At 38.4% G+C, this 13,433-nt stretch carries 10 protein-coding genes; all 10 read left to right on the top strand.

Features of this window, described 5'->3' with window-relative positions:
* The first annotated feature begins 10 nt into the window (after window positions 1–10).
* The 10 genes from pyrH to nusA all read left to right on the top strand — a co-directional run bounded on the left by pyrH (window position 11) and on the right by nusA (window position 13,423).
* A complete protein-coding gene (gene pyrH / locus BAMA_RS02225) occupies window positions 11–733 on the top strand; it encodes a UMP kinase (protein ID WP_034635707.1) in 723 nt (240 codons plus the stop codon).
* 2 nt (window positions 734–735) lie between these two features.
* Window positions 736–1,293: a ribosome recycling factor gene (frr, locus tag BAMA_RS02220; protein WP_034635706.1), complete on the top strand. Its 558-nt coding sequence runs from the start codon at window positions 736–738 to the stop codon at window positions 1,291–1,293.
* 85 nt (window positions 1,294–1,378) lie between these two features.
* Window positions 1,379–2,155 (top strand): isoprenyl transferase, encoded by a 777-nt coding sequence (locus tag BAMA_RS02215; protein WP_034635705.1) that lies wholly within the window; start codon window positions 1,379–1,381, stop codon window positions 2,153–2,155.
* A 17-nt stretch (window positions 2,156–2,172) separates the two neighbouring features.
* Window positions 2,173–2,961: a phosphatidate cytidylyltransferase gene (locus BAMA_RS02210; RefSeq protein WP_034635704.1), complete on the top strand. Its 789-nt coding sequence runs from the start codon at window positions 2,173–2,175 to the stop codon at window positions 2,959–2,961.
* 21 nt (window positions 2,962–2,982) lie between these two features.
* Window positions 2,983–4,125 carry a 1-deoxy-D-xylulose-5-phosphate reductoisomerase gene (gene dxr / locus BAMA_RS02205; protein WP_034635703.1) on the top strand — a complete coding sequence of 381 codons (1,143 nt, stop codon included), beginning with the start codon at window positions 2,983–2,985 and terminating at the stop codon, window positions 4,123–4,125.
* A 17-nt stretch (window positions 4,126–4,142) separates the two neighbouring features.
* Complete coding sequence (rseP, locus tag BAMA_RS02200; protein ID WP_034635702.1) at window positions 4,143–5,399, top strand: RIP metalloprotease RseP; 1,257 nt, start codon at window positions 4,143–4,145, stop codon at window positions 5,397–5,399.
* A 15-nt stretch (window positions 5,400–5,414) separates the two neighbouring features.
* Complete coding sequence (locus tag BAMA_RS02195; RefSeq protein WP_034635701.1) at window positions 5,415–7,115, top strand: proline--tRNA ligase; 1,701 nt, start codon at window positions 5,415–5,417, stop codon at window positions 7,113–7,115.
* 84 nt (window positions 7,116–7,199) lie between these two features.
* The gene (locus BAMA_RS02190) at window positions 7,200–11,504 is read left to right on the top strand and encodes a PolC-type DNA polymerase III (RefSeq protein WP_034635700.1); all 4,305 of its coding nucleotides are present in this window, start codon (window positions 7,200–7,202) and stop codon (window positions 11,502–11,504) included.
* Between the two features lie 327 nt (window positions 11,505–11,831).
* The gene (rimP, locus tag BAMA_RS02185) at window positions 11,832–12,302 is read left to right on the top strand and encodes a ribosome maturation factor RimP (protein ID WP_034635699.1); all 471 of its coding nucleotides are present in this window, start codon (window positions 11,832–11,834) and stop codon (window positions 12,300–12,302) included.
* 17 nt (window positions 12,303–12,319) lie between these two features.
* Window positions 12,320–13,423: a transcription termination factor NusA gene (gene nusA / locus BAMA_RS02180; RefSeq protein WP_034635698.1), complete on the top strand. Its 1,104-nt coding sequence runs from the start codon at window positions 12,320–12,322 to the stop codon at window positions 13,421–13,423.
* The last annotated feature ends 10 nt before the right edge of the window (window positions 13,424–13,433 follow it).

Below are 13,433 nucleotides of genomic sequence, written 5' to 3'. Positions count from 1 at the left end.
GAGGTTCATTATGAGTAAGCCGAAATATAATCGTGTTGTGCTAAAGTTAAGTGGTGAAGCTTTAGCAGGAGAAAAAGGATTTGGAATTAATCCAGCTGTTATCAAATCAGTTGCAGAACAAGTGAAAGAAATTGCAGAACTTGATGTTGAAGTAGCTGTTGTTGTTGGTGGTGGCAACATTTGGCGTGGGAAAATCGGAAGCGAGATGGGCATGGATCGTGCAGGAGCAGATTACATGGGTATGTTAGCAACGGTTATGAACTCTTTAGCACTTCAAGATAGTTTAGAGAATATTGGTATTCAAACGCGTGTTCAAACTTCGATTGAAATGCGTCAAGTTGCAGAGCCATATATTCGTCGTAAAGCAATTCGTCATTTAGAGAAAAAGCGTGTTGTTATTTTTGCAGCAGGTACAGGAAATCCTTACTTCTCTACAGATACAACAGCAGCTTTACGTGCTGCTGAAATTGAAGCAGACGTTATTTTAATGGCAAAAAATAATGTGGATGGCGTATACAACGCAGATCCATCAATTGATGAAACAGCAACAAAATATGAATCACTTACATACTTAGATGTATTAAAAGAAGGTTTAGGTGTAATGGATTCTACAGCTTCATCTTTATGTATGGACAATGACATTCCATTAATTGTATTCTCAGTTGTGGAAGAAGGAAATATTAAACGCGCCGTTATGGGCGAAAATATCGGAACAATTGTAAGGGGGAAATAATAATGGCACAACAAGTATTAAATAGTGCAAAAGATAAAATGGAAAAAGCAATCGCTGCTTATTCTCGTGAACTTTCTACAGTTCGTGCAGGTCGTGCAAGTGCAGCTGCATTAGATAAAGTACAAGTGGATTACTACGGTGCACCAACTCCGGTAGTACAATTAGCAAATATTACAGTACCAGAAGCTCGTCTACTTGTAATTCAACCATATGACAAGTCTTCTATCTCTGATATTGAAAAAGCAATTTTAAAAGCTGATTTAGGTTTAAATCCTTCTAATGATGGATCTGTTATTCGTATTGCATTCCCTGCATTAACAGAAGAGCGTCGTCGTGAGCTTGTGAAACTTGTGAAAAAGTACTCTGAAGATGCAAAAGTTGCAGTTCGTAACGTTCGTCGTGATGCAAATGATGAGCTGAAAAAGCTTGAGAAAAATAGCGAAATTACAGAAGATGATTTAAGAGGATACACTGAAGATATCCAAAAAGAAACAGATAAGTACATCGCAAAAGTTGACGATGTTACGAAAAACAAAGAAAAAGAAATTATGGAAGTGTAATTGCGATTTCTTTGCATATATGACCCTCTTCTTAAGGGGGTCTTTTTACACTTTTAGGCATATGTCTGCTTGTTGGAGGGTTTGAATGATGTTTAGAAAGCTTCCTTTTTTTAAAGGTAATAAGATCACGTCGTTTGATCATCTCGTAGAAGAAGCAAAAAAAGGAGAAGTCCCACAGCACATTGCCATCATTATGGATGGAAATGGTAGATGGGCAAAAAGAAGAGCGATGCCTCGTATTGCTGGGCATCATGAAGGAATGCAAGTCGTAAAGAAAATTACAAAGTTTGCAAGTAAGCTTGGCGTACAAGTGCTTACTCTGTATGCATTTTCTACTGAAAACTGGAAGAGACCCAGAACAGAAGTAGATTATTTAATGAAGCTTCCAGAAGAGTTTTTAAGTACTTTCTTACCAGAATTAATTGAAGAAAATGTACAAGTACGTGTTATGGGACAAAAAGATCGCCTTCCAGATCATACACGCCGTGCGATGGACAGGGCGATTGAAGATACGAAACATAACACCGGTTTAGTTCTAAATTTTGCGTTAAACTATGGAAGTCGTGATGAAATGACGCTTGCTGTACAAAATATAGTTAAAGCTAGTGAAGAAGGGAAACTCCGTTCGGAAGAAGTGACAGAAGATATAATTTCTTCGTACTTAATGACAAACACATTGCCGGATCCTGATTTGTTAATCCGAACAAGCGGAGAGCTTCGCATTAGTAACTTTATGTTATGGCAAATTGCATATTCAGAATTTTGGTTTACAGATGTATTATGGCCAGATTTTACTGAGGAGCATTTGTTAGAAGCGATTACAGACTTTCAGCATAGGGGACGCAGATTTGGAGGCGTTTAGAAAGAGAGGGTTTGGCAGTGAAACAAAGAATAATTACGGGAGTCATCGCTGCTGCACTATTTATCCCAATCGTATTTTATGGTGGGATGCCGTTCACAGTATTAGTGTATGCACTTGCTTCAATCGGATTATATGAGTTAATTCGTATGAAAGGATTACCGATTGTTTCCGTCCCAACAGCTTTGGTTGCAGTATTATTATGGGCTATTTTAGTGCCTAGTAATGTCAAAGGAGTATTTGAAACCATTACATTATCAAAAGTAGAAATTACCTTTGTAATTGTTTTACTACTTTTATCATATACGGTCTTGTCTAAGAATACATTTACTTTTGACGATGCTGCATTTTCGTTTATGGCAACAGCGTATGTTGCAATGGGCTTTTACTATTTAAATGAAACACGTATAGAAGGTGTAGAATACGTATTTTATGCTTTATTTGTTGTATGGGCAACAGATTCAGGTGCATATTTTGTTGGAAAAGCAATTGGAAAACGAAAGCTTTGGCCTGAAATTAGCCCAAATAAAACAATTGAAGGATCTTTAGGTGGGATTGCGTGTGGTATTGTTGTAGCAGTTGTGTACAATATATTTTTCCCACTTGGAACTAGTATGGTGATGCTAATTGCTGTCACAATTGCAATCTCAATTTTTGGACAAATTGGGGATTTAGCACAATCTGCATTTAAGCGCCATTACGGAGTGAAAGATTCTGGTACGATTTTACCTGGGCATGGTGGTATATTAGACCGAACAGATAGTTGGTTATTCGTTTTACCACTTCTGCATTTTTTACATTTTATTTAAAATAAACGAGGGGTTGGAATAATGAAAAACATTAGCTTATTAGGTGCAAGTGGTTCAATTGGAACACAAACGTTAGATGTATTACGCGCGCACCAAGACCAATTCCGTCTCGTTGCTTTTTCTGTCGGGAGAAATATTGATTTTGCAGTAAAAGTAATTCAAGAGTTTTCTCCCGATCTTGTATCTGTACAACAAGAAGCCGATGTTGTAAAGTTACAGGCTGTTTCAGGAAATACGAAAGTAGTTTATGGAAGTGAAGGGCTTCTTGCTGTAGCGCTTCATTCAAAGGCAGAAATTGTTGTGAACGCTGTTGTTGGAAGTGTTGGATTATTACCAACACTAAGAGCAATTGAGGCGAAAAAAACGATTGCAATTGCGAACAAAGAAACATTAGTGACAGCTGGTCATCTTGTAATGGAAGCTGCGAAACAACATGGTGTTCCTTTACTTCCTGTAGATAGTGAACATTCAGCTATTTTTCAATGTTTAAACGGAGAAAAGCAAAGTCAGATTGACCGTCTTATTTTAACTGCGTCAGGCGGAAGCTTTCGAGATAAGACACGAGAAGAATTACATCATGTAACAGTAGAAGATGCGCTTAGGCATCCAAACTGGTCAATGGGTTCGAAAATTACAATTGATTCTGCTACAATGATGAATAAGGGATTAGAGGTGATTGAGGCGCACTGGCTCTTTAATATCCCTTATGAAAAAATTGATGTTGTGTTACATAAAGAAAGTATTATTCACTCTATGGTTGAGTTCCGAGATAGTAGCGTAATGGCGCAACTTGGTTCACCAGATATGCGTGTTCCAATCCAGTATGCACTTACATACCCAGATCGTTTTACGCTTTCAAATTCAAAACCACTAAATTTATGGGAATTCGGGACACTTCATTTTGAAAAAATGGACATGGACCGTTTCCGTTGTTTACGTTTTGCGTATGAAGCTGGAAAGACGGGAGGAAGTATGCCAACAGTGATGAATGCAGCAAATGAAGCGGCTGTGGAAGCCTTCTTACAAAGAAAAATTGGTTTCTTAGCAGTAGAAGACCTCATTGAAAAAGCAATGCACCATCACAATGTCATTTCACGTCCAAGTTTAGAAGACATTCAAGAAATTGATGTTGCTACAAGACGATTTGTGATGGAACAAATTTAGCAAAGGTGGTTATGGGATTGAATACAGCGATTGCCTTTATTTTAATTTTTGGTGCACTCGTATTTTTCCATGAGCTAGGTCATTTATACTTTGCAAAACGTGCGGGGATTTTGTGCCGTGAATTTGCAATTGGCTTTGGACCGAAATTATTTTCATTTGAAAAAAATGAGACCGTTTATACGATTCGTATGTTACCACTTGGTGGTTATGTGCGAATGGCCGGTGAAGATCCTGAAACAGTGGAACTAAAACCAGGTACAAAAATTGGTCTTGTTTTAAATGAAAAAGAAGAGGTCATCAAACTAGTTCTTGATAATCGTGAAAAGTATCCAAATGCTCGTGTAATTGAAGTAGAACAAGCTGATTTAGAACATAAGTTAACGATTTCTGGGTACGAAGAATATGAAGAGGAACTACAAACTTTTCATGTTCATGAGAAAGCGAAGTTTGTTTCCGCTGGTGAAGAGATGCAAATTGCTCCGTATCATAAGCAGTTTGGGTCTAAGACATTGGGACAACGAGCGCTTGCAATCTTTGCAGGTCCTGCAATGAACTTTGTTTTAGCTTTTGTTATTTTTGTTATTATTGGGCTTATACAAGGAATCCCTGTTGATAAGCCAATGATTGGAAAAGTATTACCTGATAGTGTTGCACAGCAAGCAGGCTTACAGGAGAATGATGAGATTCGAACTATTAACAATGAACCAACAAATAGTTGGAAAGATGTAACAAGTATTGTACGTGAAAATCCAGAAAAAGAAATTATGATGGATGTGAAGCGTGGAGATGAGTTATTAAGTCTTCAAGTGACCCCTGCTGCAGCAAAAGAAGGCGATGTAACAGTTGGTAGACTTGGTGTACAAGCGCCAGTAGAGAAGTCGTTCCTTGGTTCTATCCAGTTAGGGTTTGAAGAGACGTATAGATGGACGAAGTTAATTCTCGTTTCATTAGGTCAGCTAATTACAGGTCAGTTTTCAATTGATGATTTATCTGGTCCAGTTGGGATTTATAATTTAACAGGTCAGGTTGCAGAATCTGGTATGATTAGCTTATTAAGCTTAACAGCTGTACTAAGTGTAAACCTTGGTTTATTCAACTTACTGCCATTTCCAGCTCTTGATGGAGGGCGCTTATTATTCTTCTTATTTGAAGCGGTACGAGGAAAGCCAATTGATCGTCAAAAAGAAGGTATGGTGCACTTTATTGGGTTTGCTTTATTAATGTTACTTATGTTAGTTGTAACGTGGAATGATATTCGGAAGTTTTTCTTATAGAAGAGGTGCGATAAAATGAAACAAAGTATGATATTTAGTCCTACATTACGTGAAGTACCAGCTGATGCAGAAATTAAAAGTCATCAGCTATTATTACGCGCAGGGTTTATGCGTCAAAATGCTTCAGGTATTTATAGCTTTTTACCACTAGGCTTAAAAGTTCTGCATAAAGTTGAACGTATTATTCGTGAAGAGATGGAAAAAGCAGGAGCGGTGGAATTATTAATGCCGGCGATGCAACCAGCAGAATTATGGCAAGAATCTGGTCGTTGGTATTCTTATGGTTCCGAATTAATGCGTATGAACGATCGTAATAATCGTGAATTTGCGCTAGGTGCAACACATGAAGAAGTGATTACAGACCTTGTTCGTGATGAAATTAAATCTTACAAAAAATTACCGTTAACGTTATACCAAATTCAAACAAAGTTCCGTGATGAACAACGCCCTCGCTTTGGATTACTACGCGGAAGAGAGTTTTTAATGAAAGATGCATACTCTTTCCATGCATCACAAGAGAGCTTAGACGAAGTGTATGACCGTCTATTTGAAGCATACTCAAATATTTTTGCAAGATGCGGCTTGAATTACCGTGCGGTTATTGCTGATTCTGGAGCAATGGGTGGAAAAGATACCCATGAGTTTATGGTGTTATCTGACGTTGGTGAAGATACAATTGCCTATTCGAATGAATCTGATTATGCAGCAAATATTGAAATGGCACCAGTCTTTACTTCGTATGAAAAGAGTAACGAAGCGGAGCTTTCACTTGAAAAAGTAGAAACGCCAAATCAGAAGTCTATTGAAGAGGTATCAGCGTTCTTAAATATTGAAGCAACAAAGTGCATGAAATCTATGGTATTTAAAGTAGATGAGAAGTTTGTTGTTGTCCTTGTTCGCGGCGATCATGAAGTTAATGACATTAAAGTGAAAAACTTATATGGTGCTTCTGTTGTGGAACTTGCAACGCATGAAGAAGTAAAGGAACTATTAAACTGTGAAGTTGGTTCGTTAGGTCCAATTGGAATTACAGCTGATGTAGAAGTGATTGCTGACCATGCTGTACAAGCGATAGTAAACGGGTGTGCTGGAGCAAATGAAGCAGGATTCCACTATGTGAATGTAAACCCAGAGCGTGACTTTAATGTAAGTCAATATGCAGACTTACGCTTCATTCAAGAGGGTGACGCATCTCCAGATGGAAAAGGAACAATTTGCTTTGCAAAAGGTATTGAAGTTGGTCATGTGTTCAAATTAGGAACTCGTTATAGTGAAGCAATGAATGCAACATTCTTAGATGAAAATGGGAAAACACAACCAGCTATTATGGGTTGCTACGGTATTGGTGTATCTCGTACAGTTGCAGCAATTGCAGAACAATTTAATGATGAAAATGGCTTAACATGGCCGCTAGCTGTTGCTCCGTTCCATGTTCATGTAATTCCGGTTAACATGAAGGCTGATGCACAGCGCGTGGCAGGAGAAAATATTTACCGTACATTACAAGAACAAGGGTTTGAAGTATTACTAGATGACCGTCCAGAACGTGCTGGCGTAAAGTTCGCGGACTCTGACTTGTTTGGTATCCCTGTTCGTGTAACAGTTGGTAAAAAAGTAGATGAAGGTATTGTTGAAGTGAAGGTACGTGCGACAAATGAATCTGCAGAAGTGAAGATTGAAGAACTTCACACATACATTACAAATATTTTAAAATAAGAAGAGGTACCTCATCATGAGGTACCTTCTCTTTCTATGAAAAGAGTATTTGAATTTTTTAAATACGATGAAAGGGGATTGCGCATGCCGTTAACAAATGAACAACAGGAGCGTTTTCGAATTTTGCTTGAGCAATTGCAAATTCCAGAAAACCTTGTCAGTGAATATTTACAAGGCGGCGGTATTCAAAAGTTACTTGTTGATAAAGTGAACAAAAGTTGGTGCTTTCATTTACAAGTTCCACGTATTTTACCGACGCAAGTATATGAGTTACTAGAAGCTAAATTACACCAATCGTTTTCACATATTGCAAAAACCTCTTTTTTATTAGAGGCAGAAAATAATCAATATACAGAAGATGATGTACAAGCATATTGGCCGCTTTGTACAAATAGGGTGAAAATCTCTCCGATGTTTGCCTATTTAAAAGATAGGTCTCCTCATATAAATGGAGTAAAGTTATTGCTAGATGTAAATAACGATTTAGAAGCACAAACGGTAAAGAAAAACCTTGCAAAGCCAATAGGGGATCAGTATGAAGTGTTTGGGTTTCCACGTTTTCAAATTGAAACGAATGTGAAACAAAATGACGAGGAAGTTCAAAAGTTCCGTGAGCAAACAAAGGAAGAAGATCGTCAGCGCGTGATACAAGCGATGGAAGAGATGGCGAAAAAGCAAGCAGAAGAGCGGGATGAGCCAGCTCATGAAGGACCGATTACTCTTGGTTACTTAATTAAGCCAGACGAAGAAGTAACACCTCTTCGTGAAATTCAAGATGAAGAACGTCGCAAAACGGTTCAAGGTTATGTCTTTGATGTAGAAACGAAAGAGTTACGTAGCGGAAGAACGTTGTTAACATTAAAGATTACGGACTATACAGATTCTATTATGATTAAAATGTTCTCCCGTGATAAAGAGGATATTCCGCTTCTTCAAATGTTGAAGAAAGGAATGTGGGTGAAAGCACGTGGTTCGGTACAAAATGATACATTTGTACGTGATTTAGTGATGATCGCAAACGATATTAATGAAATAACGGGCCCATCACGTAAAGATAAAGCACCTGAAGGAGAAAAACGGGTCGAGCTTCATCTTCACACACCGATGAGTCAAATGGATGCTGTTACATCTGTATCTACACTTGTAGGACAAGCTGCAAAGTGGGGACATGAAGCAGTTGCTGTAACTGACCATGCAGTTGCTCAGTCATTCCCAGAGGCATATTCTGCCGGAAAGAAATCAGGTATTAAAGTCCTTTACGGTGTGGAAGCGAATCTTGTTAATGATGGGGTTCCAATTGCTTACAACGAAGAACATAGGTTGCTTGCTGATGAAACATATGTTGTATTCGACGTTGAGACGACAGGGCTATCAGCTGTATACGATACCGTTATTGAACTTGCTGCTGTAAAGATAAAGGGCGGAGAAATTATTGACCGCTTTGAATCTTTTGCAAACCCGCATCAGCCGTTATCAGCAACAATTATTGAGTTAACGGGTATTACAGATGATATGTTAACCGATGCACCAGAAGTGGAAGTTGTGTTTAAAAAGTTCCAAGAGTGGATGGATGACCATACGTTAGTCGCTCATAACGCAAGCTTTGATATGGGCTTTTTGAATGTTGGTTTTAAAAAGAGTGGTCTTGAAAAACCGATAAACCCAGTTATTGACACACTTGAGTTAGCACGTTTCTTATTCCCGGAAATGAAAAACCATCGCTTAAACACACTTTGTAAAAAGATGGATATTGAATTGACGCAGCATCACCGTGCTATCTACGATACAGAGGCAACAGGATATCTACTTGTAAAGATGTTAAAAGATGTGATTGCAAAAGGATTTGAATATCATGATCAGCTAAATGACAGCATGGGACAAGGTGATGCATATAAACGTGGGCGTCCAAATCATGTAACGCTTCTTGCAACATCTGATGAAGGACTAAAAAACTTGTATAAACTCGTGTCGTATTCGCACCTTCAATATTTTTACCGTGTACCACGCATCCCCCGCTCTTTATTAAAAAAGTACCGCGAAGGCATATTGGTTGGTACGGCTTGTGATAAGGGAGAAGTATTTGAGGCAATGATGCAAAAGGCTCCAGAAGAAGTGGAAGAAATCGCTCAGTTTTATGATTATATTGAAGTAATGCCGCCAGTAGTCATTAGGCATTTAGTTGAACTGGAACTTGTGCGTGATGAAGGACAATTAAAAACAATTATTTCGAACTTAGTAAAATTAGGTGAAACGCTAGGTAAGCCGGTTGTTGCAACAGGGAATGTACATTATTTAAATCCGGAAGATGCGATGTACCGTAAAATTTTAGTAAGTTCACAAGGTGGTGCCAATCCGCTAAATCGTCACACATTGCCTCCAGTGTACTTTAGGACAACAGACGAAATGCTGGAATGTTTCTCGTTTTTAGGAGAAGAAAAGGCAAAAGAGATTGTTATAACAAATACACAAAAAGTTGCTTCAATGATTGGGGACGTCAAGCCTGTAAAAGATGACTTATATACGCCGAAAATTGAAGGGGCAGATGAAGAAACACGTGAAATGACGTACAAAATGGCACATAGCATTTACGGTGAAGAACTACCAGAACTAGTAGAAGCTCGTATTGAAAAAGAATTAAAAAGTATTATCGGTCATGGATTCGCAGTTATTTATTTAATTTCACATAAACTCGTGAAAAAATCATTAATTGATGGTTACTTAGTTGGATCACGTGGATCGGTAGGGTCTTCATTTGTTGCAACGATGATGGAGATTACAGAAGTAAACCCATTGCCACCGCATTACGTTTGTCCAATTTGTAAACAGTCAGAGTTCTTTAATGATGGATCGGTTGGTTCTGGATTCGATTTACCGGATAAAGACTGCCCGACCTGTCATGTTGCTTATAAAAAAGACGGACATGATATTCCGTTTGAAACGTTCCTTGGATTTAAAGGGGATAAGGTACCGGATATCGATTTGAACTTCTCCGGAGAATATCAACCGCGTGCACATAACTATACGAAAGTGCTGTTTGGTGAAGAGTATGTATATCGTGCTGGAACAATTGGTACAGTTGCAGAAAAAACAGCGTATGGATATGTGAAAGGATATGCATCTGATCATAACTTAACGATACGAGGCGCGGAAGTGGATCGTCTTGTAGCAGGTTGTACTGGTGTAAAACGTACAACCGGTCAGCATCCAGGTGGAATTATCGTTGTGCCAGATTACATGGATGTATTTGATTTTACCCCTATTCAGTTTCCCGCAGATTCTTTAGGAGCTGAATGGAAAACGACACACTTTGATTTCCATTCTATTCATGATAATTTATTAAAGCTTGATATACTCGGACATGATGATCCGACCGTTATTCGTATGCTTCAAGATTTGAGTGGAGTTGATCCGAAGACAATTCCGACTGATGATCCAGAAGTAATGAAAATCTTTTCAGGACCAGAATCACTTGGTGTAACAGAAGAACAAATTAACTGTAAAACAGGTACGCTAGGTATCCCGGAGTTTGGGACGAAATTCGTTCGTCAAATGTTAGAAGAAACAAAGCCGACTACATTCTCGGAACTTGTCCAAATTTCAGGATTATCTCACGGTACAGACGTATGGCTTGGAAATGCAAATGAACTCATTTATAACGGTACATGTACGTTAAGTGAAGTTATCGGTTGTCGTGATGACATAATGGTTTACTTAATTTATCAAGGATTAGAACCGTCGCTTGCGTTCAAAATTATGGAGTCTGTTCGTAAAGGTAAAGGTGTTCCTGAAGAATGGGAAGAAGAAATGCGTAAAAACAATGTACCTGGTTGGTATATTGATTCATGTAAGAAAATTAAGTATATGTTCCCGAAGGCACACGCCGCTGCATATGTATTAATGGCCGTTCGTATTGCTTATTTTAAAGTCCATTTTGCGTTGTTGTTCTACGCAGCGTACTTCACGGTTCGTGCTGATGATTTCGATTTAGAATCAATGGTAAAAGGATCGGCGACAATTCGTGTGAAAATTGATGAGATTGCACAAAAAGGGTTGGATGCTTCGCCAAAAGAGAAGAGTTTATTAACGGTGTTAGAAATGTCTCTTGAGATGTGTGAACGAGGTTATTCCTTCCAAAAGGTGGATTTATACCGATCTAGTGCAACGGAGTTTATTATTGATGGAGATACGCTTATTCCGCCATTTAACGCAGTACCTGGACTTGGAACAAATGCGGCTATCAGTATTGTTGAAGCACGTGAAAATGGTGAGTTTTTATCAAAAGAGGACTTACAGCAACGTAGTAAAGTTTCAAAGACAATTATTGAGTATTTAGATAGTCAAGGTTGTTTAGGAGACTTACCTGATCAAAACCAGTTATCACTGTTTTAGAGGACAGTAAAAGTCTTTGCAAAACAATGTTTGCTATGCTATACTAATAAGCGAGATAACCATGTCATGTATATTTTTTGAAAAAAAGAGTGGGGAAACCCACTCTTTCGTGTTACTATCTACGTTTCTGCGTCTCAAATTTATGTAGACGCTTCTGTCGTATATACATATTTTGTTACAAGTTTTACTTCTTAAATTTGGTAATACTAAGACAGATATTCCCTGCTATATGGCAGGGGCTTTTGTTAGCTAACGAGAAAGAATAATGAAGAAATGATTAAAACATATTCTTTCAAATGGTACATGGCGGCAGAAAGGAGGCTGTTTATGGATAAGAAAGTTACAGAAATTGTTGAAGCACTTGCGCAGCCAATTGTCGAAGAATTAAATCTCGAACTAGTTGATGTGGAATATGTAAAAGAAGGAAAAGACTGGTTCTTACGCATATTTATCGACTCTGAGAAAGGTGTAGACATTGAAGAGTGTGGTGCAGTAAGTGAACGTCTAAGCGAAGTTTTAGATAAAGAGGATCCAATTCCTCATCTTTACTTTTTGGATGTTTCGTCCCCAGGGGCAGAGCGTCCTTTAAAGAAAGAAAAAGACTTTGAACAAGCAATAGATAAGCAAGTTGCACTGAAAACATATGAGCCGATTGATGGTGAAAAGATGTTTGAAGGAAAACTACTCGCATACGATGGAACAACAATTACATTATTATTAACAATTAAAACGCGTAAAAAAGAAATCCAAATTCCAATGGATAAAGTTGCAAATGCGCGACTTGCAGTTACGTTTTAGTAAGAAGGGGGATCTTCATGAGCACTGAATTGCTAGATGCTTTGCTCGTATTAGAACAAGAAAAAGGTATTAGCAAAGATATTATTATTGATGCGATTGAAGCAGCTTTAATCTCTGCTTATAAACGCAATTTTAACCAGGCACAAAACGTACGTGTTAGCTTTAACCCTGAAGTAGGCTCAATTCAAGTGTTAGCACGTAAAGACGTTGTTGAAAATGTGTTTGACCCACGTCTTGAAATTTCTGTTGAAGAAGCAAGACAAATTCATCCGAACTATCAAGAAGGCGATGTACTAGAAATTGAAGTAACGCCAAAAGACTTTGGACGCATTGCTGCACAAACTGCAAAACAGGTTGTGACGCAACGTGTGCGTGAAGCAGAGCGAGGCATTATTTATTCTGAGTTTAGTGACCGTGAAGAGGACATCATGGTGGGAATCGTACAACGTCAAGATGCACGCTTCATTTACGTAAGCTTAGGGAAAGTAGAAGCGCTTTTACCTGTAAGTGAGCAAATGCCAAATGAGCAGTACAAACCACATGATCGTATTCGCGTCTTTATTACAAAGGTAGAAAAGACAACAAAAGGGCCACAAATTTACGTATCTCGTACACATCCGGGCCTTTTAAAACGTCTATTTGAAATGGAAGTTCCTGAAATTTATGATGGAACTGTAGAGATTCGTTCTGTGGCACGTGAAGCTGGAGATCGTTCAAAAATCTCTGTATATGCTGAAAACATTGATGTTGATCCAGTTGGCTCTTGTGTAGGCCCGAAAGGACAACGTGTACAACGTATTGTTGATGAGCTAAAAGGTGAGAAGATTGACATTGTAAACTGGTCTAATGATCCAGTGGAATATGTAGCAAATGCACTTAGTCCATCACAAGTTGTAAAAGTTCTTGTAAATGAAGAAGAAAAAGCAACAACTGTTATTGTTCCAGATCACCAACTTTCATTAGCAATTGGTAAGCGTGGACAAAACGCACGCCTTGCAGCGAAATTAACAGGCTGGAAAATTGATATTAAAAGCGAGTCTGATGCGAACCAACTAGGACTTTTAGCAGAAGAAGAAGATAACATGATCGCATTCGATTCAGTTGAAGACGAAATCGAATAGAGGTGATGAT

This window comes from Bacillus manliponensis, from assembly GCF_000712595.1.
Taxonomy (GTDB): Bacteria; Bacillota; Bacilli; order Bacillales; family Bacillaceae_G; genus Bacillus_A; species Bacillus_A manliponensis.
The sequence above is the reverse complement of the archived record's forward strand: the minus strand, read 5'-3'. Positions and strand labels throughout refer to the sequence as shown.